The organism is Paenibacillus nanchangensis (genome assembly GCF_046543445.1).
Classification (GTDB): Bacteria; Bacillota; Bacilli; order Paenibacillales; family Paenibacillaceae; genus Paenibacillus_AQ; species Paenibacillus_AQ nanchangensis.
Window position 1 is genome coordinate 199957 of the sequence record NZ_JBHOFD010000004.1, and the last position, 26622, is coordinate 226578.

Below are 26622 nucleotides of genomic sequence, written 5' to 3' on the forward strand. Positions count from 1 at the left end.
TCGTTCGGGCGGGATAGATGGTTAACAATAAAAAAAGCCAGGGGTTCCCGGCCATATTTAAACATATAAATTTTGTTGTTTATCTGGTCCCATACAGCATGAGCAGCCTGCCGTTTTCTTTCGCGAGCGCAATATAAACGACACCGCCAAAGCATCCCGGAGGCAGTGTTCCTTCGATCATCCAGGCTTCCGCTACCGGATTGTAGCTGACGGCAAAAGGAGAATCCTCCAAAAACAAAGGATACCGCTCCGCCAGATAAGGAAAAATCGCCTGTGCCGCCGCATGTTCATCCGGAAGCTCGCCAAAAACGATATTATCCCCCGACCTGTCGCTCTCAATGAGCGTGTCCCGGCCGGCAAAATAAAGCTCATTTCTCCCAATGAGCTGCTCATCATCCACATCGCGTTCCACTAGCCCGTATTCAATGATCGTTGCCTGGCGATATTCCTTTGTTTTGCTTTTTTTCTTCCGTTTGACGTTTACCGTGATCCGATTGACTCTTAGCCGGTCCCGTTCCCGCTCCTGCTCTGCGGTTATTGCTTCCCAGGCCTTCATAAAATCCATTTCAAACCGCCTCCAAGGCGCACTTTAGTTAGTCAGCAATGCGACTATTTATAATGACTGAGTTTATTTTCATGGAAAAGGGACTTCAGAAGAATAACAGTACAGCTCTGATTCAAACAACAGGCCCTTCGCAGTTCTATGAATCCATGACGGTAGGGGAGTTCAGGAGCTTTGTCGGCTAAAAACAAGGTGATCGCGGGGGATTATAAAGGAAAGCTGGTCATGGCCAGCTTCGGATAAAGATAACATTGCAGATTATGAAGTGATGGTCGAAAGCCTAGAAAAAGCGCAACTGGCGCAGTTGGCCGCGGACTGGTTGGGGGATTTCTATTAGGCCCTGTCTGATCCAGAACTGCTTTTAAATTCATATCGTAACCCTAACTGAATGTACCCCTTCTAGTGGCAGAGGCAACACCTTGGTGTTCATTAATGTTCCTATTGGAGTACTTTTAGTAAAAAAGCAGTCTATACTTCCTGCTCAGAGTTACCAAATAATACAACCAATACTCCAATCTTCATCATAATAACAGCTAAGATTAGGATTGCTGTTGTTCCACTCATTTCCGTTTCACTTCCTTACAATCTTAATCTTATGTATGTATTATCTTGGCCGCAGCCAAACCGTTGAGTGCTAAGTTGTATATGTTGCACTTATTTTACTGAATCTTCTATGGTTTGTAAACGCAATATAAACCCATCATGATCCAAAATCAAAGGCGGTGTTAATGATGAACCTTATACAATTCACGTTGCTCGGAGTATTCGGAATTACTAGTCTCTTATTAGTAATCATAATTGCCAAGGTACTACTTACAAGAAAATTACCAAGCAATAATTACACTCCATTTGACTATGTCACGGCCCATTCTCTTGTTGAGTTTCATGATGAAAAAAAAGAGATAGAGGAAAAGGCGGACCATGGTGATGATAAGGATAAAAACATCATTTAGTTATCAAGCTGATCTTTTTTCTCAGATCCGTAATATGCTCCTTCCGTTGCCCGTCTCTTCTCATTTGTTATAAAAAACCAAATCGTTTATAATTTTAAATAAAAATTGAGGGTGAATTTATGGGTAAATATAGCCGCTACGACCGTTTAATGATCTACGCACTATTAGGCATAGCTGCTTTATTTGTAATCGGCGGCCTCTTGTTTTGGTATGTTATGCGTTTTGCTTCCTTAGCTCCATAAAATTACCTCAGCCCGGATCCCCTATATTACCTTGTTAATCTGCATTGTTATCATGGTTATACCCTCGAAATCAAACAACAGCAGATACTTTGCTCACATCACTAAAAGGCTTGATCGAGAAACTGAAAGAAAAGTTATTCAAATCTTCTCCCACAAAAAATCACGTTCCCAATCCGTCCCCAAAACCAAATAATCGAGGCCATTGACGGCTAAAATTTCTTTAGACAAAAAGAAAAAAGCCTTGATACACAAGGCTTTTCGCGTATAGGACGGATGGGGATCGAACCCATGACCCCTACCCTGTCAAGATAGTGCTCTCCCGCTGAGCTACCGTCCTGCAACGAAATTTATAATACCATAACATAGAGTGAACATGCAACACTTTTTCACAAAACTCCTTCAGTAAAGAGCAAACTAAATTTCATAGGAATTGGTTGGAAATTCGGATAATTTCAGCCGATAATAGGTATTGTAAGTAAATGACGGATAAGGAGCATTTAGACGGTATGAGTAAAGTGGCAAATCCCGCAAGATTACGCTGGATGATTGTTGTACTGGCGGCTGTATGGCTGCTGCATAATGTAGGCGTCCCCCCCGCTTCGGCATCGCCAGCAGCGGACAAGACATACGATGTCGTCGTCATCGGCAGCGAGATTCAAGGCATGCTGTTGGCAAAGGAAGCCAGAGCCGGAGGATTGGACGTTCTGGTGCTTGATCCCAGGCCCCATCCGGGCGGCGAATTGATTCAAGGCAAAATGTTCTTTCTGGACGATGTGAACGACAACTCCAAACGCAGTCTCGTACAAGGTGAAATCAGAACACTGATGAAAGGCTTCAAGAAAGGAAGCATTCGCAAAGATGCCGATTTCCAGAACTATTATAACAAAATCGCCAAAAACCTTCCTGTAAAAAGCGGAATTACAATTCAGTCGGTGCAGCAGAAGAAGCAAACTGACGGGTATACAGTCGGCTCTCTAACCTATCGGGATCGCAGCGGGGCTGTTTATACGGTCAGATCCAGGTACTGGGTTGAAAACACGGATTTTGCGGCGCTGTCATCCAAATTGAAGGTTAAACGGATTCCTGGCATGGAAAGTTTGAATCAAGGCAAGAAACCGGACTATATGGCCGCAACCTATATGGTTAAGGTGAAAAATGTGAACTGGAAGTTGCTGCATCAAGCTATTCTGGACGACTATCCCCTTACGCATGTAAGGAAAAAATATGGCCCGAATACGTATGTGGACTGGCATTTCGCCACCGGATTCAGCAATCTGACGAACAAGTATCAGCCGAGCAGTTCAAGGCTTAAGCTCCGCGGATTAAACGCGGTCGACCAAAAAGACGGTGAGGTAATCATTAACGGTCTGCTTGTATACGATGTCGATCCCTCGAACCCGGCTTCGGTAGCCTCAGCCATGAAAACGGCACAAGCAGAAGCCCCGGCCATCGTCCAGTTCCTGCGAAAGAACATTCCAGGGTTCTCCAAAGCTGCGCTGAACGGATACCCCGAGTATTTGTACATCCGGGATTACAACCGCTATGAGACCGAGCATGTGCTGAACTACTCGGATGTGAAGGGAGAGCGGATGTTTTGGGACAACGTAAGCATCGGCGGTTATTCCGTCGATCTGCAAGGAACCCGTACAATTCCTACAGGCATCGGCTACGGCAAACCGGATCGTTACGGCATTCCGCTCCGCTCATTCCGGCTTCGTTCTTACAATAACGTGCTCCTTGCAGGCAAAAACATCGGAGCCGACATCAAAGCTTACGGCAGTGCACGCATCATGCCGACGACGGCGCTTGCGGCGCAGACGATGGGGATTATTTTGGCGCGTGAGCAAACGCCGCTGGACCGGCTCACCCGTGCTGATTTCGTTCGCATCCACCGGTATTTGAAGGCCGAGTACGGAATTGACGTAAGGTAAATGACGGTGGAGCACGGATGGCGTAAGGTAAAAGAATGACACACAAAAACGCGGCGCAGAACTATTCTGCACCGCGTTTTAAATTGCCGTCACTGCTTAATGTGCCGCCGGTTCCCCCAGCACAGACACATCGTTTTCCATGCTTGGAGATTGGAACAGCACCCACATAAAATACAGCGCTTTGGCTGCCTTGGCCCGGGTCACGATCCCTTTGGGTTCAAGTTCGGTACCGCCGCGGATTTTGCCCCGGACGATGCCTTTTTCCGAACGGATCAACCCCAAATCGTAAGCGCCTTTCACCTTATCAAACAGCTTTTGGTCAATGGCCTGCGTATCCGTCAGCTGCTGAAAAGAAACAATCGGGTAATACATCACGCCTCTAGCGGCCGGATCCAGATCAGGATCATACTCCGGACTGCCGGGAACCGCAGTGGTTTTGTTATAATCCGTCATGTATTTTGGCAGCGCTGTAAACTTGGCATGATACGCGTCGTACAGGATGGCTCCCATCGTCTCCCGGTTCAGTTTATCCCCCGTGTAACCTGTAAATACCGTAGGATCAAGTTCCATCAGCCCGCTCAACGCTCCGGTGAACCCGCCTACCGTCATCGGTTGCTCCGGATTAAAATTACCAGCCTCATCCGTCTCCATTACCCCGAGCTGAATCAGCTTTTCGATCTGGTTCCGGTAATAGGCGCCTTTGCCCGCCGTGGTGTCTTTCGCTATTTCCGGGAAAACAACTGTCCAATCTTGTCCGGCTAGTGCCGCTTTGACCTCCGGCTTAAAAAGATCCGCCAGCGCGGCACCAACAGCATCGCCCTCCGCCGCACGGTCAGCCAATTCGCTGACAACCATTCGCGCCAGCTGCTTGGCAAGCGCCTCCTTGAAATGGGTTCCATCCACTTTTTGCGAAGGATGTCCGTTGGCGTAGCTGCCATCGTTTGTTTTTCCCGGCGTCTCGCCAGCTTCGATCGACATAAAAAGTGCAGTAGTCGCTTCTACGCCAATTTCGTTATAATACTTTACACTCTGCGCGTTGAGATCCAGCACCGTCACGCCCAGCTCCGCGCCCGCCTGCCGCATCAACGAAGGAAACTTCCGGTTTGTAAAAGAATCCTTGTATTCGTACCCGGGCGCAGCATCACCTTTGACCCGGGACACCGGCGTAACAAGCACCGGAATCATGCCGCGCGAGCGGACGGCAGGAATGTAAAGGTCGCGGATGTAGGCTGCATACATTTCTTCCGTCGCCCCTCTGGCGAACCGCCGGTTTTCGTCGGCGCTTTCGTCGTTGTGGCCAAATTGGATCAGCACATAGTCCCCCGCGCTTCCGGTCAAGAGCACGTCGTTCAGCCGCCCTTCCGTATACGCATTTTTAAAAGAACGGCCGCCCATCGAGTAATTCACCACATCCACCTTACCCGGATCAAAAAAACGGTCGAACACCTGGCCCCATCCGCTCATCGGCGCTTCCTCAAACAGATAGGACTTCACTGTGGAGTCTCCTAACACAAACAGTTTGGGAAGGGCGTTGTCAGCCCGCTCTTTAACCGGGACCGGGGTCAGCACAATCTCCGATACACCAACCGGGGTGTTGATCCGGTTCGGTTCAATTTCAATATCGATAAAATCCCGGCCGTTCACATACCGGTAGCTCCATTCGCGCCCCTGTGCCTGCATGACGTTCCGGACCGGCACCAGCTGCGCGGCATCCCAGTAACCGCCCTTCAGCAGCCTGCTGGTCTGCATGCCGGAGATGGAAACCGTCGTCTCCCCTGCGCCGGAAGTGGTTTTGACATAGACGTCATAGGCGCCCGGCGGCGCCTTTACCCGGAAGGCCATCCCGTAATGGTTGTAGTTATCCTTTTCATACCCCGGCTCGGCAGCAAACGCCGACTCCTGAATCACAAAACCTTCGCTTTCTGCAGTTATCCCGGACGTATGCACCTGCCTTGGCGGCATTGCCGAGGTTTCAGCCACAAATCCGTATTCCGACGACGCCTGAAACAGCGGAACGCCAGACGCAGAATCAAATTTTACATGGATGAAGCCTTCTTTATGCGTTTTGGCAAAATTGAATTTGTACGTCCCGTCCGTCTCGCCGCCCGGCTGTCCGGTACCGAGAAGATAAGCAGAGACCAGCATCAGGTCCTGTTTATCGATCGTCCCGTCCCTATTGACATCGCCCCGCTTGGCGGTGTCCCAGGCTACCGATCCTTCAGACTTTCCATAATAAAAAGCGGTAATCCCCAAGTCCCCGACTCCGACTATGCCGTCCTGATTAACGTCTTCTCGTAAGTCTTCCAGACTGACGGACCTGTCGGCTAAATCGGCCTGGTTCTGTTCCGAATTCTTGGCTGGCGTTGACTCCAACTCGGCCGTTATCCCATCTGGCTCACCGCTTGGCCCGTAAACCGCCGCACTAACCGCGGCCCGCGTCTCACTGGGGTGGCTGGCTGTTTTGTCGTGCAGGTAATTCGCCGTCACTTGCGAAACTTCCGCCGGTTTCATCACTTCTCCTGTTCCCGCGGCATACATCGCCTTCACCGATCCGCCTAGAGGGGACAGCAGCGTCCCCATCATCAGCAGAATCAAGGCCAAAGATCCTTTTGTTCGAACCGTCAAGCAGCTTCCTCCTGTCCGGTTGGCTTTACAGCAGGTTCAAGTTACTCCAAATTGAACAACCGGTTAATAATCACCGCAGCCTGGGCGCGGGTAGCCAGACCTTTGGGGCTGAACCGGCCTTTGCCGACGCCCTCGATGATGCCGCCAGCCTGCATGGCCGCAACTGCTTCCGCCGCATAAGCGGAAATTTGCGATTGGTCCGCAAACCGTGTGCCCGAACCGGTTGACGGCAGCTCAAGCTTCAGATATGCCGCAGCCCGGTAGGCCATAACCGCCATTTCTTCTCTCGTAATTTCATCGTTTACGCCAAACCTGCCGTCCGGTTTGCCTTGAATCAGCCCAAGCTGCTGGGCGGCGGCGGCCGAAGAGAAATACCAGGCGCCCGGTTTTACGTCGGTAAAGGTGCTGACCGCCGTTTCATCCGACAGTTCCAGCGCCTGCATCAGCATTTTGAGGAACTGGGCGCGGGTGACCTTGGTATCGGGTGCAAAGCTGCCGCCGCCTGTCCCGTCAATCACCGACCGGGCAGCCAACGCTTCAATGCTGTCCTTCGCCCAGCCAACCCGGCTGATGTCATTGAAGCTTACCGAAGCCAAGCCCGCGGCGTACAAGCTGAACTGCACCGGCCGGAACCTTACGCTACTGGATGCAGCATCATATCTGCCGTTTGGCACAACCTGTGCGTTTCCTTGATTGTCAATACGGTACACAACAACTTGATGTGCACGTGCCCCAAGATTGCCGGGATAAGCAAATTCCACGCGGACTCCACGTCCAAACCGGTCAACCGCTGTTCCATCCACATTGAATTCAAAATCATAAACAGTGCTCGTGCCGATCTTCTCCCGTGTAGATGCGGGCAGCTTCCCGCCGTCGACAGTTTCGGCCGATAACGTCACTGTTCTGCTTTCAGAGCCAATCGCACGCTCCAGCAGATCCATATCAACGGTGATCTTGGCCAGACCCAGATGGAGTTCGAGCGTTTGCAGACCGTCAGCCGCCTCTTTCAGCTGCCGGGCCGGCAGATTCACGGCAACCCGCTTGGCACCGGATGCGGGAACGATGCTGATTTGAAGTTTGTTCCCTGCCGCAGCCTTGATGGCCTGCTGGAGTTGATCGGCGCTTAAATTCACTACCGCCGCTCCCTGGCTGTTCACCTCAGCCTTGATCGTACCCGCTGGATCAGCGGCCGGTGCCTTTGGTCCGGACGTTCCAGGGCTGCTGCCGGGCACGGATGGACTGCCGCTTCCCGATCCCGGCGGCTTCGCCTCCGCTGTATAAATCGTCACCTGCAAACTTCCGCTTATCCCTGAACCGTCGTTTGCCGTTGCTGTTACCGTCACGCTGCCCGGTGACTTGGCGGTAAGAAGGCCGGTTGGGCTGATCACAGCCCGCTCGGAAGCCAAGCCGTCCGCACTGCCGACGGACCAGCTAACCGTTGGATCGGCTGCGCCTGCGGGATCGACCGCCGCTTTCAACTGCAGCGTCTGGCCTGCTGCAACCTCCGCCTTGCCATCCGCAGCGCTGACCGTAATGTGGCGGACTTTAACCGCTGTTAGGATTGCATCCCGGAACGCCTGCACCGCCTTGTTCAAGGCTGTAATGGCCGCCGAGATGGACTCCGGCGTCGCTGCCGGCGAATGCAGCTCGGCTGCAGCCGCCCGGATGCTCTCTTCCAGCTGCTGCTTCGCGCTTGCGGATACCTGGCCCGGCTCACTTCCGGCGGCCGTTCCTGCAAGCAGTGCCTGCGCCTGCTTAATCAGGGCCGCAAGCTCGGCGGTTTGCGCCGGCTGAACCCGGATCACCGCTTCATTGGCGGCCAGGATGGTGAATTCCTCCCCCTGCCCGTTGGAAGCCATAAACGAGTTGATTGTGATCGGTGAAGCTGCCGTCCCTGCTTGAGATTTTGCCCGGAAGACGATTTCTAGCAGGCCTCCATCCGCAGCAACCGCCCCATCCGCGCCGAGCGCTGCCGCGGTAATCGCGATCTGTCCAGGCACGTCAGTTTTCTGGCCAAGGACTTCAAAGCTGTCCTTTAAAGAACGCGCAGCAACCGCTTCGATGACTTCCGGATCGAAGCTGACGGTGAGATCCACAGCATAAATCGGCCCGTACACGGAGGATGTTACATTTTGCAGATCGACTTTATAAGAAAATTCCTCGCCTTGTTTAACAACCGAAGGCCCGTTAAGCAACGCGTTCGGAAGATCAGCAGGAAGGTCTTCTTGTCCGCTGATTGTCACATCCATGCCGCCCTGGACACCGCTTGTATCGGTTGCTGCTGCCACCGCCCGGACCGTTCCGTTTTGCCGTGCCGTCAGCAGTCCGTTTTCAGAGATGACAGCTTTGTTCGTTGGCGTTACACCGTCCGGTTCATATACCGCCCAGGTAACGGTACGGTTTGTAGCGTCAAGAGGAGCTACTGCCGCACTCAGCTGCAGGCTGCCCTTTTTGCCGGTGATCGAGCTCCGTCCGCCCTCTCCGGTAACGGAGATCGAACTGACGGGAATCTCGGCTGCCGGAGCCTGTTCAATCAGCCCCAGGTACGGTTTCGGGTTCCAGCCGTCATTGCCGCCCAGCGTTGCTTCAAGCGTGAATCCGGCTGCCTCGCTGGCTGTCAGCTGTTTGGTCCAGTTATGGCGCGCACCAGGATTGGCCCCCGGTCCTTCGCTTCCGTACTCGGAAAAACGCGCCGTTTTGCCTCTGCCTTCCTCCCATTCATGCCAGCCCGTAGGACGGATATGCGCACCAAGCTTGTTGCCGACATACGTGCTGCTGCCGTAATCCCTCCAGGGTCTGCCCAAATCCACCGTCCCCGGCTGAACCTCCGGATCGGCGGTGATTGTATTGTTCAGGAAGACGTAACCCGGCGTGTCTTTTTCGGTGGAAGGCGCCGTAATATAACCGGGCCCTTTGCTGTTAATGATGTTATTTTCGAACACAACAGCAGAGTTGCCGAAGATAAAATCGACCGTACCTTCAATAAAACTATCCGCAAAATACTGCCGGCCCCGGTTCGTCAGCAGCGTATCCTGATAACCCATCAGCTTCACGTTCCGGTAGACGCCTTTGTCGCCTTCCGCATATAAGGCAACCGCTTGGCCGGCGGTCCGTCCGGCGCTGTTCTGCACCGTCATGTTTTCCATCGAAAAATCGGTGCCCTGCACCTTCAGCGTGTAGCTGTTGCTGGTGCCCAGCTCGCTGCCGTCCGGACCTGGCGTTTTAGCCGAGTCGCCATACACTAACACGGTGTTGTCCCGGCTTTCGCCGATCATGGTGATGTTGTTTTTGCCCGGAGGAATCAGCACCTTTTCCTTATAAATGCCGTTATTCACCTTGATTAATGTCACTTGATCACTGTTGTCCGGCACGGCGGCAACCGCTTCTTGAATGGTGGCAAAATCGCCCGCGCCGCTGCCGTCAACCACGATCACCTGTCCGGGTACCGCCTGCTGCGGAGCAGACAGCAAACTCGCGCCGTGTGCATTGCGTGCGGCAACCGCGTAGTAATAAGTCTGGCCGTTTTCGAGCCCCCGGTCCAGATAGGACGGTTCGCTCACGCGGTCCACGATAACCGTATACGGTCCCTCCGCCGCAGAGGAACGGACCAGCTGGTATTCCGCCGCGCCGCCTGCCGGCTTCCAGGACAACTGAACTTCTCCGTCTCCCGGTTCAGCCCGCAGGGCTTCCGGTATAGCCGGCTGCCCGGCGTCCTTATACGGACGCGCTCCGGCGGCGGCTGATTCCAGCCCGGAGACCTGCGCGTTGGCCGCGGTGACCTTATAATAATAAGGTTTGCCGTTGGTCAAATCCGCATCGGTATATTCCGTGTCCGCAAGCTCCGCCTTGACGGTGACATAAGGCCCTTCGGGGGAAGCGGAGCGTTTGACCACATAATGCTCTGCGCCGTCTACCGCGGGCCAGCTGAGCGTGAGCTGCCGGTCTCCCTCCCGGATGCTGACTGCGGGCGTGCCGAGCTGCTTGTGGGCAGTGGCTTCCGCAGGCTCCGAGTTTGCGCTTTCGCCCGCCACATTGGTGGCGGTCACGGTGTAATACAGCGTTGTCCCGTTCGGTACCCCGGTCAGCCGGTAGCCGGTCTCCCGGATCCCCTCTGCCACGGTTTCAAACGGTCCGGCGGCAGTTTCCGCTTTTTTGAGCGTATACGAGTTGACATCCTCCACCGCCTTCCAGCTGAAATCCAGCTGGGAGTCCCGGCTTACTGCCCGAAGCTCGGCCGGGGCGGCGGGCCGAACCGCTGATTCGGACGGAGACGCCTTCACTTCATTCGAAGGACCCGATTCTTCGCCGGAACCGTTTGCGGTGACGACATAATAATAAGTTTTGCCATTCGTTACGGAGTCGTCGATAAAAGACAATCCCTGCACGGCGGACGCTACCGGCGTGTACGGACCGCCGCTTTTTTCGCTGCGCTGCACATTATACGATTCCGCGCTGTCCACCGCGCTCCACTTCAGCTCAACCGCGCCATTGCCTTCAATCACCCGCAAATCGTGCGGCGCCTCAGCCGCTTCCACGTAAACCTTGATGTTATCCCAGTAAGGACTGCCGCCCCCTGTTCCAGGCGTGGAAAAATGAATCCGGCCAATTCCTTTTTGCTGCGTATCGGACAACGCTCCGGAATTAAAATCCACTACAGGCGTGACCGCCGGCTGTCCGTCCACAAAAATTTTGGACTGCCCGGTCAGCACATTCGCCTCGATCCGGAAATGAATCCACCGGTTTGTCGCCGGCAGGCCATCCACCAGCTTGTGATAGGTGCTGTTGTTATTAATGACGAACACATTGGTGTTCTCCGTAGACGGTTTGCGGATTTCCAGCGAAACCGGAGTTTTGCCGCCATCCGGCGTCTGCAGCTGCAGCAGACCCGCCGATCCGATGACCGCCTCCTGCATGTAATCCGCTTCAACGATCAGCGTCCCTTTTTGCGGCGCAAAATTCCGGACCGCCTTCGTGCTGACCGTACCCGTGTCATACAACTGCATCGCCTTGGCGGACGGATTGCCCGTACTGGACGACGGCACCGCGGCTGCAATCACTTTGTTGGTTTCGGTTGCGGGTACCGGTCCTGACTGCGTATAGCCGGACGGCAGCTGGCCAAGCTCCGCCTGTTCAAAATCATCGTCTGCCAGCCAGATCATTTCCGACGGACCGGCGGGGACCACGCTGGTCTCGGCGGAATTAAAGCTTTCGCCGCTTGGGTTCACCGCGCTGACGACATAGTAATAGGTTTTGCCGGCCACCAAACCGGTGTCCGTGAAGGACGTGCCGGTCACTCCGGTCCGGACGGTTGTGTACGGGCCGCCCGATACCTCACTCCGTTTGATGCTGTAGCTCTTGGCGGTGCTGACGGCCTCCCAGCTTAACACCGCTTGTTTATCGCCGGGAACCGCCTGCAGGGATTCTGGCGCAAGCGGAAAATCCTCAGGCAAATCGCCGATTTCCGCTCCGCTGAAATGCGAGGTATTGTATTTTTGAATTTCATCCGGCGCATCCGACGCGTCGGCCGCAAGGCCGGCGTAGACGGTTTCCTTCATCGGCAGCTCGACCGAGCCGATCAGCTTCCAGTCTTTTTTGTCCTCCGACACCAGACCTTTCAGCTGGTCGCCGATCCGGATCAGCCTCACCCAATACGGGGTGGCGATAAAAGACTCCGTTTCGGTCCGGGAAGCGGCTCCCCCGGTTTGGGAACGGCTGATCAGCATCCCTTTTTTGCCGTTTTTGACATAAGGGATCGACACAAACGCCATTTTGGACGATTCATCCAGCGATTCGCGGATCATCACTCCCGCTTCGGCCTGGTCATCCGTTGGCGTCACATGCTCAACCCGGGCAATAATTTCTCCGTTGCCCTCCAGCGTCTGATAAGCAAACTGGAACGCATCTTTGGTACCGGGATCGTTGTCTATCCCGCCGCCGATGTCGCCCGCCGACTTGACGGTCACTTCACCCGGCGTGTTCCCTAGCTGGGTATGCCCCGGGATGCCGGGCGAACCGATATCCACAGCCTGCCATGGAGCGGTCGGCCCCTCCGTATTCACATGGACAGCCACATTGTTCGATTGAGTGGACAGGCCGTCCTTGTCAATTGCCCTCACCACAAGATAGTGAGTGCCGTCTGCCAGATCATTCAGCTGGAAGCTGTACGGCGCGGTAGAATCTTCGGCAACTTTGGTTCCGTCCACGATCAGTTCGGTTTTGGCAATCCCATCGGCATCGTCCGCGGCGGCTTCCACAGTCAAGCTGCCGCCAGCCTTGGCGATCGTGTTATTTACTGGCGCGGTAATGGATACCGACGGGTTGCCGATATGTTTGCCGTTTTCCTTCCCCGCTTCGATCAGCTCCTGTAGGTATACTTCCAAATTGGTGTACCCTTCAGGAGACAAGCCGGTTCCGTTCCGGTCTTCGGGGTCCGCGGAAGACAAACCTTTTTGGGCTTCCCAGGCGTCATCCATGCCGTCATGGTCTTGGTCCACCACGGCCGAGACGGTCTTCGGGTAATCCGGATAACCGCCGATCTCGATCGGGGAGTTGATGTGCTGTCCGGTACGGTTTTTCACATCGTTTATGACGCGGGCGTCGTATTCGTCTCTTTTCGGCAGGGTTGCGCCGGAATCGGCGAGCACCTTATCGTATGCCGTTTCGGCCGGATCAGGCGTAAAGCCGTCCCCAATAACAATTGGAGCAGTCAGGAGCGAGCTTGGGGATTTGATCAGCTTCACGCCTTTCCGGTTATCCGCCGTAACCGAATCGCTGCCGTCCATAATATTGCCGTTTAAGTACATCTCGCTTTCCGGCGCAATTTCGTCAAACAGCCGGTCTCTGACGTTGAAATACGTGCTGGGTCCGTACTTGTAATAATTATTGTTCAGATTGTATTGGCCGTCTCCGCCCCCATAGGTCGAGAAAAAACCCCAGTTGTAGATGACGTTGTTCGATGCCTCCATCCGGTCGGGATACATGGAAATCACGGTTGGAAACCGGGGATTGCGGCTGACGCTGTGGGCAATCAGGTTATACAGATAACTGGACTCATTGCCGCCCCAAATGCCGCCGTAACCGTGCCGGCCTTTTTGATGGGTTGTCATCAGCATGCTTTCTTCGGAAATGGACCACTGAACGGTCGTGTTCTGATTGTCGTAAAGACTGACCACCTCATCGACAGACCAGCTGAAGGAGCAATGGTCGATGATCAGATTTTTGTGGTACCGTACGCCAAAGGCATCATCTTCGCTTGGGACCCGGTCACCCAGCCGGAACCGCATGTAGCGGACGATAATGTTATCGGCTTCAATATTCGTCGTGTAATCGCTTACGGTTATACCGTCGCCTGGCGCCGTCTGCCCGGCCAAGGTCAAGTTCGAACCTTGAATTTTCAGCGGTTCTTTAAGCCGGATCGTACCGCCTACCCGGAACACCACCGTCCGGTTGCCTTCGCTGACGGCATCCCGGAGCGAACCTGAAATCGGCGTTTCTCCCGATTTGTAGTCTTCCAGCGTCGTTACCTCGTACACGGCTTGGCCGCGTCCGCCGGTGACGTATTTGCCTCCACCCTCGGCCCCCGGAAAGGCCGGGAGTTTGGCCGGAGCCGCGGCGTTTGCGCCGCCGGCCGGCCACAGTGAGACGAGCAGGCTGAGGATCATGGTGTGCAGCAGCCATTTTTTCTTGTTCATAACTACCTCCTAGTCAGTAAGTGAAGCCCGGGCGGTGAAACATCACCCATGCTATAGATCGGGGTAAATAATGGTAGACCACGGTAGATCACGGTAATCATGGTAGATCATGCTGTATCCACGCTGTAGATCATGCTGTATCCATGCTGAATCCATGCTGAATCCATGCTGTAGATCATGATGCAGATCATGCTATATATCCATGCTTCCGCTACTGCGTAATCTTTTTATTCCTGCTTGGTTGTTCTGTGCGGCGTCCTCATTACTCTGTGCGCTTCGTTCTGCTGTTCACGCTCCCCTCCTGCCTCGTCTGCATTTCAACATCCAGAGTATGCTGCAAGGGACAGGCTGCAGGCTATAGCTGCGGGTTAACTTCTTGGTCCGGATTCCGAAGAACACAGCGGATAACCTTGAACCAACCCGATCTGCAGCAGCCAAACCCAGCAGTCACGGCCAAATGAACAGCTCAACACCGCCAACCTGAGCTAATGACACAAAAAACGCCCTGCGGGTAATTCCCGCGGGACGCTCTTTATCGCTATTCTTTTTGCTTGCGCAGCGCTTCCTCGTATTCCAAAATCATCTGCGAGCCGCCCTGCTGCTTCCACTGCTCCACTTTGGCTTTCCAGCCCGCTTCATCCAGCTTGCCCAAAATAAAAGAGGTCTGCGCATCCGCTATCAGCTGCTCCAGTTCTTTTCCTTTCCGGATATAGGTATCCGACTCCAGCGTAAGCGCCGGATTCGGCACAATATACTGCTCGTTGCCCTGCACGATCCGCTGATTATCCCGGTACAGCGCCGGCTGGCTCACCGGTTTCAGCGCCGGATTCAGCGCGCCCAAAAAAGGCAGAGCATCCCGGTAAGGCTTCACTTCCTGCCGGTCCAGCAGCCGGTCCGTGATCATCACTTGCCCGTCTTGTTCCGTCCAGTGCCTGCCTTCTATGCCATAAGCCAGCAGCGTCTGCATGGGAACCTCCAGCAGCTTATCAAGAAACCCAAGGATTTGGCGGACTTCCGCTTCCGTCCGGACCGACTGGGTGGGAATCGCCAGAAACCCGGCATTCCCGGGTTCGCCAGGCACCCGGATGCCCCCGGGCCCGCTTAGCGGCGTGACGCCCACCAAAGCATCCGGCATCCGCTCCCGCAGCTTATCCTGCCAGGTCTGTCCGTTGCCCCCTGCAATCTGTATCCCCGCCCTGCCGCTGTCATACCGCTCTGTAACCTCCGTATAATCAACCACCGCAAAATCGGGATTAATCAGCTGCTGCGCATACAGCTTGCGGAACAGCTGCAAGGTTTGGTAATAAGGCTCCGTCATAAATTCGGGGGTAAACCGCCCGTTTTTTTCCTGCCATTTGTTTGGTCCCCCCTGCGACACCGAAATCCGGGTCAGCACCGAGCTGGCTTCCAAATTGTACCGTTTCTCCAGGACCATTCCATATGTATCGTCACGGCCGTTGCCGTCAGGATCATCCTGCGCCATCGCCCGGATGACCTCATACCAGTCGTCAAAGGTAACCGGCGGCTGCAGGCCAAGGCGGTCCAGCCAGTCCTTGCGGTACAGCACAATAGCGCGTCCCATGTCGCGAAACAAAGGTACACCGTATATCCTGCCGCCGACAGAAATGTTATCGTAATACGCCCGCTTAACCGCGGACAGATTTTTAAACTCCGCCAGATATGGGCTTATATCCCAAAAATGACCGGATTTCAAGGTTGCGGCGATCGTTGGAGTATAGGTGAGCTCGATCAGCTGCGGCAGCTCGCCGGAGGCAATCATGACATTGCTTTGTTCTTCGTATGCCGAATAAGGAATCCAGTGAATCTGCAGCCGGGCGCCGGTGTAGGATTCCATTGCCTGTTCAAGCGGGTTATCCGGCGCGGGAATCTCCCCGGAATGGCTGACCGCAATCGACAGATCAAAACCTCCGGCGGCGCTCCCCTCATCAACCTTTGCGTTCTGGCCGCAAGCGGTGAGCGTGCCTGCAAGCAGAACCAGGCTGAGCAGCATTGCGGAACAAGATTTCATTCGAAGCTCCCCCTTGTCAGATTCTCGCGGTATTGTCCCGGCGTCATATCATACATTTTGCGGAAGCTGCGGATAAATGCGCTGATATTTTTATATTGGAGATGTTCTCCGATCTCGGATATTTTTTTGTCGGTGGTTTCCAGCAGAACCTTGGCCATCTTCATCCGGTAGTCGGACAAATATTCGCTGAATGTCATGCCAATCTCGCGCTTGAAAATGCGGCTGACGTACACAGGATGGTAATTTAGTGTCTGGGCGCAGGATTCCAGCGTGATTTTCCGGTCATATTGTTCCTGGATCATCTGGACAAGCCTGTTCGCGATCGTCACATACTGCACCTGGGCTTTCTCCGACAGGACCTGAATCAGCGGCGCAAACCATTTGGACGAAAACCAATGGATGATTTCTTCGCGCGTCTGCAGCTGGAACAGCTTCTGCACCGCTCCTTCATCCTTCAACACCCGGGCCGGCGCGATCCCCTGCTCCTGCAGCAGCTCCAGCAATCTTGAAATAAGCTGAATCAGCAGCATTTGATGTTTATGCAGGCTGCCCTCCTTGTAGAGCAGCGCGTCCAAATATTGCGCAAAGGCTTCATCCGCACCGGACAGCTGCATTTCCCGCAGGGCGTGAATCAGCCGTTCCTCCAGTACCTTCAGATGGGAGGTTTCGGTGAAGAGGGCGCCGGAATCGTCCTGGGTATCGCCAAAATGAACAACAATATCCGGACCCAAGCTGATTCTTGACTTCAAGGCGGAAAGACACTCGCCGTAGGCTTTCACCGTGTCGGGCAGCCGGGTGTACGGCCTGCTGATTCCGATGCTGACCTGCAGCTGCAAATACTGCTCCACCTTGGTCTTAAGCCGTCTCGCCCATTCATCCAGCACCTGTTTGGCCTGCTCGGGTTCCTCCGCTTCCATAACAATCAGCGTTAGCTGGGTTTGGTTCAGCAAAATCGGCGTAAACCGGTGCTGCGCCGGAATCAGCTCCTGCGCCATATTGGTGACGGCGTACATGAGCAGCTCCCTGTCTTCCTCCTCATACCGGGTTTCCTGCAGGTTGTCGATTTGCAGCGCCAGCACGCCCAGACTGCGCCAGCCTGCGGGAAATCCGTACCGGCCCAGCTGGTGATACCCGTCCGTACTTTCCGTCATCTGGCCGGTAAACAGCTTCAAGACATAAAACTCCCTCAGATGCACCATCTGCTCCCGCATCTGCCGGTCCATCCGGTCCTTGACGGTGGCCAGCGACTGCATGCTCGTTCGGATGTATTCCAGTTCATCTTTCGGGAGCGAAGCGGCGGCGGGTTCCTTGCCTGCCGGCCCCAGTCCCATCGCGGTATCGAGCAGATGCCGGATCGGACGGTACATCCGCCGGCTGCCGTACAGCGCGGCGGCCAGGACGGCGGCCAAGATCACCGCACAAAGGATGGCCGTGATCCCTGCAATTTTCCGGGCTTCCCCGGTAATCTCCGCCAGGGCGATCACCGATACATACGTCCAGTCGTTATAGGATGACGGACGGTACAGCACAGCGGCTTCTTTTCCGTCTATACGGGTATGCAGCAGCCCCTGCTCTTTGCCCGGTTCGGCCTGCAGCTCCTGCATAACCGCCCGGTTGATCTCCCGGTACGACAGCTCGGTGTCCGGCGATCCCAGGATATCCGTCCCGCTCCCGTTCAAAATGTAATTACGGTTAGCCGGTTCCGGCGAGGCGATCGCCGCGCGGATGTCCGCTGCCGCAAGCTTGACGATCACCAGCCCCTGCGGCTGATCCGTCATGGGCAGGATCGGGATTTTATGAACCAGGGTCAACGTCTGTGCGGCACTGTCTGCAGCATCGTCCGCGTCCCTGCCATCTGTTCCGGATCCCGAGTACCACCGGATGCTTTTTGGCTCTTTAGAATAAGCCAGAATTTCCACGTAGTTTTGAAGCGCTTCCAAAGGTTTGATGCTGTTCAGGCTGACCGCCCATTTTTTCTCTAAGTTCACCAGGTAGGCCTGCGTAATGACCACATCGCTCGACTGCAGATTGTACAGCCCGGCGGACAAATCACGGACCGCCTCAAAATCATCGGGCCCATAAGCCGTATTCATCGCCCGGCTCACCATAGCCGAATTCGCGAACTGCGTTGCCGATTTATCGATTGATTTCATCAATTGCTCGACCCGCTGCTGGGTTTGGGCCAGCCACTGCATTTTGCCTTCCTTGACCTTTTGTTCAATGTCCCCAGCCGCAATGGTGTAGGATAAAACGCCAAGCAGTACGACAGGAATTACCCCGAGCACGAGACTGAAGGTCAGCAGACGAAGCAGGTATCTATTCAATGCATTGTTCCTCCCGAACACTGTCCACCCCGGGACCTATGTAAAAAAAATGCTCCGGCATACAGCCGAAAGCTGGGCTGAAGGTTAAGCCACAGCCGCCTTTGAGCTGGAGCTTAACTTTCATTATATACGATCCCCTCGGTTTGTCTTATGCGCCATCCTACTTCCCGCCAAAAATGATTCTTCCAGTACAGAAAGCGGACCGGTCCAAGAAGGACATTGGTCCCCTTTCCGTTGCGTGCACAGCTTCAATAGTTCCAGAACGGGCACAATTTGGCAAATTGGAGTTACGTCAGCCGGTATTCGAACTCGATTTCGTGCCGGATCGGAATTCCGTCATTGCCGGTCAGCGGAATCGACGGTTTCAGCTTGCGGGCTTCCGTGATGGCGTCACGATGAACGGCGGTCAGATCGAACCCTCTTTTTTGATAAAAACGGATCGCCTTCGTGTTGTCATTGGACGTAATCAGCCACACTGTGCGGCATCCCGCCGCCTGCGCCGTTTCGATGACGCTGCGGATCAGCGCCGTCCCTGCCCCCGCGTTCTCCATCCGGCTGTCCAGCGATACAATTTCACACCGCTCCCCGCCGATCCGGTAAAAAATACAGCCCTGCACCCGGCCATTCGCCAATGCCGCATAACCCGGCAGCTCTCCCAAATGATGCAAAGTCCCCCGGGACACCATCACCGTCCCGCTGATCTCCAGCGCCTCCTGCAAAAAGGCGTCATTCAGCGGATGAATTTCAACAGGCAAAGTCACAGCTCTCCCTCCCATTCGCGGTAAAACCGGTCCAGAAACGACTCCATCATCGCATGCCGCCCTTCGGCAAGCCTTTTTCCCGTGGCCGTGTTCATCCGGTCTTTAAGCTTCAGCAGCTTCTCATAAAAATGATTGACCGCCGTATTCGGCTCCTTCCGGTACTGCTCTTCGGTCATCTGCTCGCGCGGAGGCCGTCCCGGCTCGTGCATCTTGTGCCCTTTGCTCCCATTATACGTGAACGTCCGGGCAATCCCGATGGCGCCGATGGCGTCAAGCCGGTCCGCATCCTGAACGACCCGTCCTTCAATGGTCCGCATCGGACGGCCGTGCCCGCCGCCAAACGACATTTCCGCGATAATTTCCGTGATATGCCGGATGTCCGCCTCAAGCACACCATGCGCGTTCAGCCACTCCGCAATTTGGGCGAGGCCTTCCGCTTTGGACGGCACGATTTTTTCGTCCGCCAGATCGTGGAACAGCGCGGCCAGCCGGCACACGAGCACATCCGCTCCTTCTTCGCCCGCGATCCGCACGGCAAGCGCCGTCACCCGGGCAATATGCCACCAATCGTGGCCTGTCGTTTCGTGCTCCAGCCTTGTTTTCACATAACTTTCTGCCTGCCGGATCAGTTCCTGCTCGTTCATTTGCTCGTTCATTTGCTCATTTCCCCTGTCCCTTCTGCGTTCTCTGTTTTGGCGGACGCCGGCGCGAAGCGTTTTTCCATCCGGTAATTGTTCAGCTTCACGCCGCTTCGCTCCACGGTCTGTTCCCGAACCACCGTATACCCCCTGGCTTCAAAAAAAGCCCGCGCCGTAATGCTCGCATCCGTCTCAATTACTGGCAGGTTCCGCGCTGTCGCTTCCAGTTCAAGCCGACGGAGCAATGCCGAAGCAATGCCGCGTCCCTGATGGTCCTTATGTACAAACATCCGGTCCAGATAACCTTTGGAACTCAAATCCGAGAACCCGACAATCACTCCGTTTTCCTCGGCTACAAAAGAAAAGTTCCGGCGCAAAGACGCCTGCCAAGCCGCTTTTCGCTCGTCCGCTTGTTGATACGGCGCCCAGGCTTCCACCTGTTCTTTGGAATAATCCCGGGTGTTGACCGAATGCACCGTTTCGTAAAATAAAGTGACGATTCTATCGATATCCGACTCCTGGTACGGCCTGATAATCACTGAACATCCTCTCCTTTATAACTTCACAAAAATACTTTTGTTAATTCTTCGGCGGCATCCCCGGATTCCAGCCTGTTAGGCGCTTTTGCAGTCACTGCTTTTTCCTGGCTTCTCTGACTTCTCTGGCTTCCCTGGCTTCCCTGGCTTCCTAATTGTACCTGAAAGCTGCGGCAAATCAATTGCTGTCCGTAATCGGGACAAGCTTCTGTGCACGTTTGAAAAAGTGCGTTAGAAAAGTGCGCTTGAAAAAGTACGTTTGAAAAAGTGCTTTCTAAAAGCGCGTTTGAAAAAGTCCGCTTGCGCTTCGTCCGGTTTTCGCCTACAATGGGGTCATAAACGCGCGTTTACGAAAGGGGAGAACCCGATGCGCAGCGAAGACATTGCCAAATTGGCCGGGGTTTCCCGCAGTACGGTGTCCAGAGTCATCAACAATTACCCGAACGTGCCCGAGGAGACCCGGGCCAAGGTGCTGAAGGTGATTGAGCAGCACCGCTACGAGCCCAACAGCTTCGCCCGCGCGCTTGCGGGCAAAAACACCGACACCATCGGCCTGTTCGCGATCAGCATGAACGAAAAGGAGAATGCAAACCGGATTTATCAGAACAATTATTTTGCTCCGTTTGTGGATGCCGTTGTCGATACGGCCAACGCCCGCGGCTGCTACGTTCTGATTCATACGGTGTATTCGCCGGACGATTTTTTGAAGGTAAAACAGGCCTTTCTGCAAAAGCGGATCGACGGCGGCATCATCGTCGGCACGCAGAAGGACATCGACATCGTCCGCGAAATGGTTGGTCTGGACGCGCCCTTGGTGCTGATTGACTACGACATCGCCGAAATCATGTCCGAACACCTGGACAAAAACCATCTGGCGGTTGTGAACTCCAAAGACTACGAAGGTGCGGCCGAAGCGGTCGAATATTTGATCGGGCTCGGCCACCGCGAAATCGGCATGATCCGCGGCCGGATGAACACCTATTCCGGACGCGAGCGGTACGCCGCATTCGTGGACACGCTAAACAAGCACGGCCTGCCGGTGCGGGAGCCGTACCTGCTGGAAGGCGAGTTCCTGAAGGACCGGGCGTACGAAGAGGTTGCCCGCCTGCTGGATTCGGGGGAAACACTCCCGACCGCCCTGTTCTCCGCCAACGACGACATGGCCATTTCGGCGCTGGAAGCGCTGTCCAACCATGGAATCGCCGTTCCGGAACAGATGTCGATCGCGGGGTTTGACGACATCCAGCTAGCTTCCCGCATCACGCCGAAGCTGACTTCGGTCCGGCTGCCGATCTACGACATGTCGCGGACGGCCGTCGAGAAGGTGATCGAGCTGTGCGGATCCGGACAGCCGACCTTCAGCACGGTCAGCTTTCCGGCCCGGCTTGTCGTCCGCGACTCCTGCCTGCCTCCGGCGGCCCGCTAAGGCTGCCGGGATGCTCTTAAGCACCGGCGCGCTGCTACCGATAGCCGGAGTGCGGGGACGGCAGCGTTGAGCAGAGGCGGGAGCTGCTACCACCCTGCCCTTTCAACCCGGCAGCCAACGCCAGGATAGCCATTTTTTTTAGCTCGGCTGACAGCAGCAAGCTACCCTTAGCGGGCTGCCGTCTCGTCCGCCTTCAACTACGGCGGACGAGACGGCAGATTCATTCGCGGCAGGGTCTGCGGCACCGCCTGACTTATGCCCCTTTTTCCGTCGATGTATTTTTTTTGACACCTGTAAACGCGCGTTCACAAACGAAAGGAGACCTTTTCTCATGAAATTCGGAACCTTTGACGATTCCCGTAAAGAATATGTAATCAATACACCCAAAACACCTTACCCGTGGATCAACTATCTCGGCAGCGAGCAGTTTTTTGGCCTCATTTCCAATACCGGCGGCGGCTACACCTTCTACCGGGACGCGCGTCTGAGAAGATTAACCCGTTACCGTTACAACAACATTCCGCTTGATTCCAACGGACGTTACTACTACCTGTATGATGACGGCGATTTCTGGACCCCCGGCTGGATGCCGGTAAAACGCGATCTCGACTTCTACGAGTGCCGCCATGGTCTGGGCTATACGTCCATCACCGGCGAACGGAACGGCATCTCCGTGAATCAGCTGGCGTTTGTTCCGCTGGGCGTTAACGCCGAAATCCACCGCCTTGTCGTCAAAAACACAGGCAGCGCGCCGAAGACCGTCAAGCTGTTTTCGTTCGCTGAATTCTGTCTCTGGAACGCCCAGGATGACATGACCAACTTCCAGCGGAACCTGAGCACCGGTGAAGTGGAAGTTCAGGACTCCGTGATTTATCACAAAACGGAATACCGCGAGCGCCGTAACCATTATGCCTTCTATTCCGTTAACCGTCCGATCGACGGCTTCGACACCGACCGCGAATCGTTTGTCGGCCTGTACAACGGACTGGAGCATCCGCAGGCGGTAGCCGCAGGCGAAGCAACCAATTCCATGGCCAGCGGCTGGTCTCCGATCGGCTCCCACGCCCTGAACCTGACGCTTGCGCCGGGTGAAGAGCAAAGCCTGATCTTTATTTTGGGCTATATCGAGAACCCTGAGGAAGAAAAGTGGGAAGCGCTGAACGTCATCAACAAAAAACCGGCGCTTGAACTGATCGAGCGTTTCGCAACCGATGCCCAGGTCGACGCAGCACTTGCCGATCTGGCTGCTTATTGGGATAACCTGCTGTCGAAATACCAGATCAACAGCGGCGACGACAAACTGAACCGCATGGTGAACATCTGGAACCCGTACCAATGCATGGTTACCTTTAACATGTCCCGTTCCGCTTCGTATTTTGAATCCGGCATTGGCCGCGGCATGGGCTTCCGCGACTCCAACCAGGATTTGCTTGGCTTCGTGCATCAGATTCCGGAGCGTGCAAGAGAACGTATCCTCGATATCGCTGCGACCCAGTTCGAGGACGGCAGCGCGTATCACCAGTACCAGCCGCTGACCAAAAAAGGCAACAACGAAGTTGGCACCGGCTTCAACGACGATCCGCTGTGGCTGATCCTTGGCACCGCCGCTTACATCAAAGAGACCGGCGACACCAGTATTCTGGATGAGCAGGTGCCGTTCGACAGCAACCCGGACAACACGGCTACCCTGTTTGAGCATCTGAAGGTTTCTTTTGAGCATGTCACGAACAACCTCGGGCCACACGGCCTGCCGCTGATCGGACGCGCCGACTGGAACGACTGTCTGAACCTGAACTGCTTCTCCAAAGAACCGGGCGAATCGTTCCAGACAACCGCCAATATCGAAGGCCGTGTAGCCGAATCCGTCTTTATTGCCGGCTTGTTTGTTTTTGTTGGTCCTGACTATGCCGAACTCTGCCGCAGACGCGGACTTACCGAGCTGGCGGCAGACGCCGAAGCGAAAATCGAACAAATGCGCCAGACCACATTGTCCCACGGTTTTGACGGCGACTGGTTCCTGCGCGCATACGACCACTATGGCGATAAAATCGGCAGCAAGGAAAACGAAGAAGGCCAGATCTTTATCGAGCCGCAGGGTATCTGCGTAATGGCCGGTATCGGTGTCGAAGGCGGAGAAGCCGCCAAGGCGCTGAACTCCGTGCAGGAACGTCTGGATACAAAATACGGTATCGTGCTGCAGCAGCCGCCGTATTCCAAATACTATTTGAACCTTGGCGAGATCTCGACTTATCCGCCGGGCTACAAAGAAAATGCGGGAATTTTCTGCCACAACAATCCTTGGATCATGATTGCGGAAACTGTACTGGGTCGAGGGGACCGGGCGTTTGAAGTGTATGCCAAAATCGCGCCGGCTTACCTGGAGGACATCAGCGAAATTCACCGCACCGAGCCGTACGTCTATTCGCAGATGATCGCCGGCCGTGACGCGGTTCGCCACGGGGAAGCGAAAAACTCCTGGCTGACCGGCACCGCCGCCTGGAACTATGTGGCGATTACCCAGGCGATTCTCGGCATCCAGGCTGATTTTGACGGCCTGAAGGTCGATCCGTGCATTCCGTCCGAGTGGGATGGCTTTGAAATCACCCGTGTCTTCCGCGGCGACACCTATGTGATCGAAGTGAAAAATCCGCAGCACGTCTCCAAAGGCGTAGCCCGTCTGACGCTGGACGGCCAGCCGGTGGAAGGCAACGTCATTACCCCTGCGAGCGACGGCGGCGTACACCGTGTCGTAGTGGAGCTGGGTTAATCGAACAATAAATGATGAATCCGAACGCAGCCTAGATACTTGGTATGCACGCTGCACGGTTCCTGAACTGAAACAGACCGGATTGTCCTGTTGGGCAATCCGGTCTGTTTGTTGTGTATCCACGGGGTCTATTCTTCTTCCACCCACACCCGCATTTCTCCGTCTCCCCGGTTCCCCCACATATAATAAGGAACCGCTTGGACGGGAACTTCCTTGACGGCCGGCCGCGACCGGGTATACAGACCCTGCTCCGCTTCGGACTCCTCCAGCCGGCTGCCCCGGCTTCCGATGGTTACCGCCCCGCCCAGCAGCGATGCGTCGTAAGCATCCGTCAGCGGCGAATCCTGCTTCAGTGCAAGTGCGCCAAGGTTAACGCCGTTATCGGCGCTCTCGAAGCAGTAGACAAGCGGTCCGCGCTGAACGGCGACCTTGCGCGCATCGGCCCGCACCTGAGGATGCGCATATACCCGGAACGGCTCCATCGGCAGCTGTACCTCCACGCGGTCACCCTGCCGCCAGCTGCGCCGGATCACCATGTATCCCTGGCGTACCTGCGCCGATTCTTCCCCGGCGGTCAGTTCTTCCCCGTTGACGTTTACCTTGATCCCGCTTCCGCTCCAGCCGGGAATCCGCAATGCAAGCCCAAACGTTTTTTCCTGATCCGGCTCGATTTCCATGACAATTTTGCCGTCCCAAGGATATTCCGTGACCTGGGTTACCCGGACCGTTCCCTGCGGCAGATCGGCAGTCAGTTCACTGCCGATATAGAGGTCGGTGTAGATCGTGTCGCCTTGAACGGTATAGATATACCGGTTCAGCGAAGTAAGCAGCCGGGCGACATTCGGCGGACAGCAGGCACAGCCGAACCAGCCCTGGCGTTGTGCTTTGACATGATGTTTACCTGGATTGCAGGTGCAGGCTTGCGGCCATACCTCCAGCGGATTGACGTAGAAATAATGCTTGCCGTCCTGGGCCATCGACCCCAAAACATTGTTGTACAGCGCCCGTTCCATGACATCCGCAAACCGCGCATCCGGCGAAAGGTTGAGCATCCGTTTTGCGAAAAAAATCAGTCCGATCGAAGCGCAGGTCTCCGCATATACCGTATCGTTGGGAAGGTCGTAATCGAAGGTAAACGCTTCTCCGTGATGGGTCGATCCAATTCCGCCCGTAATGTACAGCTGTTTGTTCTGGATATTATCCCACAGTCTCCTGCAGGCCTGCTCCAGCTCCGAATCGCCGGTCAGCCGGGCCAGGTCAGCCATTGCGGTATACATATAGACCGCGCGCACGGAATGCCCTACCGCTTCCTTCTGCTCCCGTACGGGAAGATGGGATTGGTTGTACTCCAGATTGATTTTATTCGTAGGCCCGCCATAAAACGTCATTCTTCCGCGCCGTTCCCACTCCTCGACAAAAAAGTGAGGCTGCGTCCCCCGCTGGTCGATAAAAAATTGGCTCAGCTTTAAATACCTTTCTTCCCCTGTAAGCCCATACAATTTCACAAGCGCAAGCTCAATTTCCTGGTGTCCGTCGTATCCCTTCAGCTTGCCTTCTTCCGGTCCAAACACCGAATCGATGTGGTCCGCCATACGGCACATGATATCAAGCAGCTCCCGTTTGCCGGTTGCTTCGTAATAGGCGACGGCGGCTTCAATAAAATGTCCGGCCACATACATCTCATGGCAGTCGTTAAGATTCGTCCAGCGCTGGCCCGGCTCCTTGATCGTAAAATACGTATTCAGGTAGCCGTCCTCCTGCTGCGCTTCCCCGACCAGGGCAATCAATTCGTCCGCCCGGCGCTCCAGCTCCGGGTCGCGTTCCAGCTGCAGGGAATATCCGACTGCTTCCAGCCATTTGGCTACATCGCTGTCCTGAAACACAAAACCGCCGAATTCGCCCTGCTTGCGTCCTGCGGCAATTTCGAAATTCGACACTGCACGGCTTGGCTCCGCGCCCGGAATCCGGTCATGCAGCGCCTCGTATTGATACGGGATAACAACCTCCTGTACCAGTTTGATATAATGGGTCCAGAACTCATCCCGGATCCGGACGTTTATCCCTGTTCCCGGTTTGTCATGTGTATTGGCGTTTGGCGTTATGCCTGCCGCGGTGTTCTCCATTGCGCATCTTTCCT

Annotated in this window: 13 protein-coding genes and 1 tRNA gene; 4 read left to right on the forward strand and 10 right to left on the reverse strand. The window is 55.0% G+C overall.

Going from position 1 to position 26622, the window contains the following annotated elements:
- Positions 1–79: 79 nt before the first annotated feature.
- The gene (locus ACE6ED_RS04525; RefSeq protein ID WP_410825800.1) at positions 80–565 is read right to left on the reverse strand and encodes an NTF2 fold immunity protein; all 486 of its coding nucleotides are present in this window, start codon (positions 563–565) and stop codon (positions 80–82) included.
- Positions 566–1293: 728 nt separating this feature from the next.
- Between ACE6ED_RS04525 and ACE6ED_RS04530 the strand changes: the two genes are divergently transcribed.
- Positions 1294–1515 (forward strand): DUF3951 domain-containing protein, encoded by a 222-nt coding sequence (locus ACE6ED_RS04530; protein ID WP_410825863.1) that lies wholly within the window; start codon positions 1294–1296, stop codon positions 1513–1515.
- Between the two features lie 507 nt (positions 1516–2022).
- Here ACE6ED_RS04530 and ACE6ED_RS04535 read toward each other — a convergent pair.
- Positions 2023–2094 (reverse strand) — tRNA-Val (locus ACE6ED_RS04535).
- A 169-nt stretch (positions 2095–2263) separates the two neighbouring features.
- On the opposite strand from ACE6ED_RS04535, the gene ACE6ED_RS04540 reads away from it, so the two are divergent.
- Complete coding sequence (locus ACE6ED_RS04540; protein ID WP_410825801.1) at positions 2264–3688, forward strand: FAD-dependent oxidoreductase; 1425 nt, start codon at positions 2264–2266, stop codon at positions 3686–3688.
- A 96-nt stretch (positions 3689–3784) separates the two neighbouring features.
- Here the strand turns inward: ACE6ED_RS04540 and ACE6ED_RS04545 are convergent, their stop codons facing one another.
- The 7 genes from ACE6ED_RS04545 to ACE6ED_RS04575 all read right to left on the reverse strand — a co-directional run bounded on the left by ACE6ED_RS04545 (position 3785) and on the right by ACE6ED_RS04575 (position 20295).
- Complete coding sequence (locus ACE6ED_RS04545) at positions 3785–6313, reverse strand: GDSL-type esterase/lipase family protein (RefSeq protein ID WP_410825803.1); 2529 nt, start codon at positions 6311–6313, stop codon at positions 3785–3787.
- Positions 6314–6354: 41 nt separating this feature from the next.
- Positions 6355–14004: a pectinesterase family protein gene (locus tag ACE6ED_RS04550; protein WP_410825804.1), complete on the reverse strand. Its 7650-nt coding sequence runs from the start codon at positions 14002–14004 to the stop codon at positions 6355–6357.
- Positions 14005–14542: 538 nt separating this feature from the next.
- The gene (locus ACE6ED_RS04555) at positions 14543–16033 is read right to left on the reverse strand and encodes an extracellular solute-binding protein (protein ID WP_410825805.1); all 1491 of its coding nucleotides are present in this window, start codon (positions 16031–16033) and stop codon (positions 14543–14545) included.
- On the reverse strand, positions 16030–18357 hold the full coding sequence (locus ACE6ED_RS04560; protein ID WP_410825807.1) for a helix-turn-helix domain-containing protein: 2328 nt from the start codon (positions 18355–18357) through the stop codon (positions 16030–16032). The genes ACE6ED_RS04555 and ACE6ED_RS04560 overlap by 4 nt, the downstream gene beginning before the upstream one ends.
- 287 nt (positions 18358–18644) lie before the next feature.
- Positions 18645–19118, reverse strand: coding sequence for a GNAT family N-acetyltransferase (locus ACE6ED_RS04565; protein WP_410825808.1), 474 nt, complete (start codon positions 19116–19118; stop codon positions 18645–18647).
- Positions 19115–19774 carry an HD domain-containing protein gene (locus tag ACE6ED_RS04570; protein ID WP_410825810.1) on the reverse strand — a complete coding sequence of 220 codons (660 nt, stop codon included), beginning with the start codon at positions 19772–19774 and terminating at the stop codon, positions 19115–19117. The genes ACE6ED_RS04565 and ACE6ED_RS04570 overlap by 4 nt, the downstream gene beginning before the upstream one ends.
- Positions 19771–20295, reverse strand: a complete 525-nt coding sequence (locus tag ACE6ED_RS04575; RefSeq protein WP_410825812.1) for a GNAT family N-acetyltransferase — start codon at positions 20293–20295, stop codon at positions 19771–19773. Before ACE6ED_RS04575 ends, ACE6ED_RS04570 begins: the two co-directional genes overlap by 4 nt.
- A 364-nt stretch (positions 20296–20659) precedes the next feature.
- Between ACE6ED_RS04575 and ACE6ED_RS04580 the strand changes: the two genes are divergently transcribed.
- Positions 20660–21718, forward strand: coding sequence for a LacI family DNA-binding transcriptional regulator (locus tag ACE6ED_RS04580; protein WP_410825813.1), 1059 nt, complete (start codon positions 20660–20662; stop codon positions 21716–21718).
- A 331-nt stretch (positions 21719–22049) separates the two neighbouring features.
- Positions 22050–24485: a GH36-type glycosyl hydrolase domain-containing protein gene (locus ACE6ED_RS04585; protein ID WP_410825814.1), complete on the forward strand. Its 2436-nt coding sequence runs from the start codon at positions 22050–22052 to the stop codon at positions 24483–24485.
- 128 nt (positions 24486–24613) lie between these two features.
- On the opposite strand, the gene ACE6ED_RS04590 is transcribed toward ACE6ED_RS04585, so the two are convergent.
- On the reverse strand, positions 24614–26608 hold the full coding sequence (locus ACE6ED_RS04590) for a glycoside hydrolase family 127 protein (protein ID WP_410825816.1): 1995 nt from the start codon (positions 26606–26608) through the stop codon (positions 24614–24616).
- Between the last annotated feature and the right edge of the window lie 14 nt (positions 26609–26622).

Coding starts and splice junctions, on each gene's coding strand:
- ACE6ED_RS04570 (WP_410825810.1), bottom strand. CDS start 19,774: ATGAACGAGCAAATGAACGAGCAGGAACTGATCCGGCAGGCAGAAAGT.
- ACE6ED_RS04540 (WP_410825801.1), top strand. CDS start 2,264: ATGAGTAAAGTGGCAAATCCCGCAAGATTACGCTGGATGATTGTTGTA.
- ACE6ED_RS04525 (WP_410825800.1), bottom strand. CDS start 565: ATGGATTTTATGAAGGCCTGGGAAGCAATAACCGCAGAGCAGGAGCGG.
- ACE6ED_RS04555 (WP_410825805.1), bottom strand. CDS start 16,033: ATGAAATCTTGTTCCGCAATGCTGCTCAGCCTGGTTCTGCTTGCAGGC.
- ACE6ED_RS04580 (WP_410825813.1), top strand. CDS start 20,660: ATGCGCAGCGAAGACATTGCCAAATTGGCCGGGGTTTCCCGCAGTACG.
- ACE6ED_RS04550 (WP_410825804.1), bottom strand. CDS start 14,004: ATGAACAAGAAAAAATGGCTGCTGCACACCATGATCCTCAGCCTGCTC.
- ACE6ED_RS04590 (WP_410825816.1), bottom strand. CDS start 26,608: ATGGAGAACACCGCGGCAGGCATAACGCCAAACGCCAATACACATGAC.
- ACE6ED_RS04585 (WP_410825814.1), top strand. CDS start 22,050: ATGAAATTCGGAACCTTTGACGATTCCCGTAAAGAATATGTAATCAAT.
- ACE6ED_RS04530 (WP_410825863.1), top strand. CDS start 1,294: ATGAACCTTATACAATTCACGTTGCTCGGAGTATTCGGAATTACTAGT.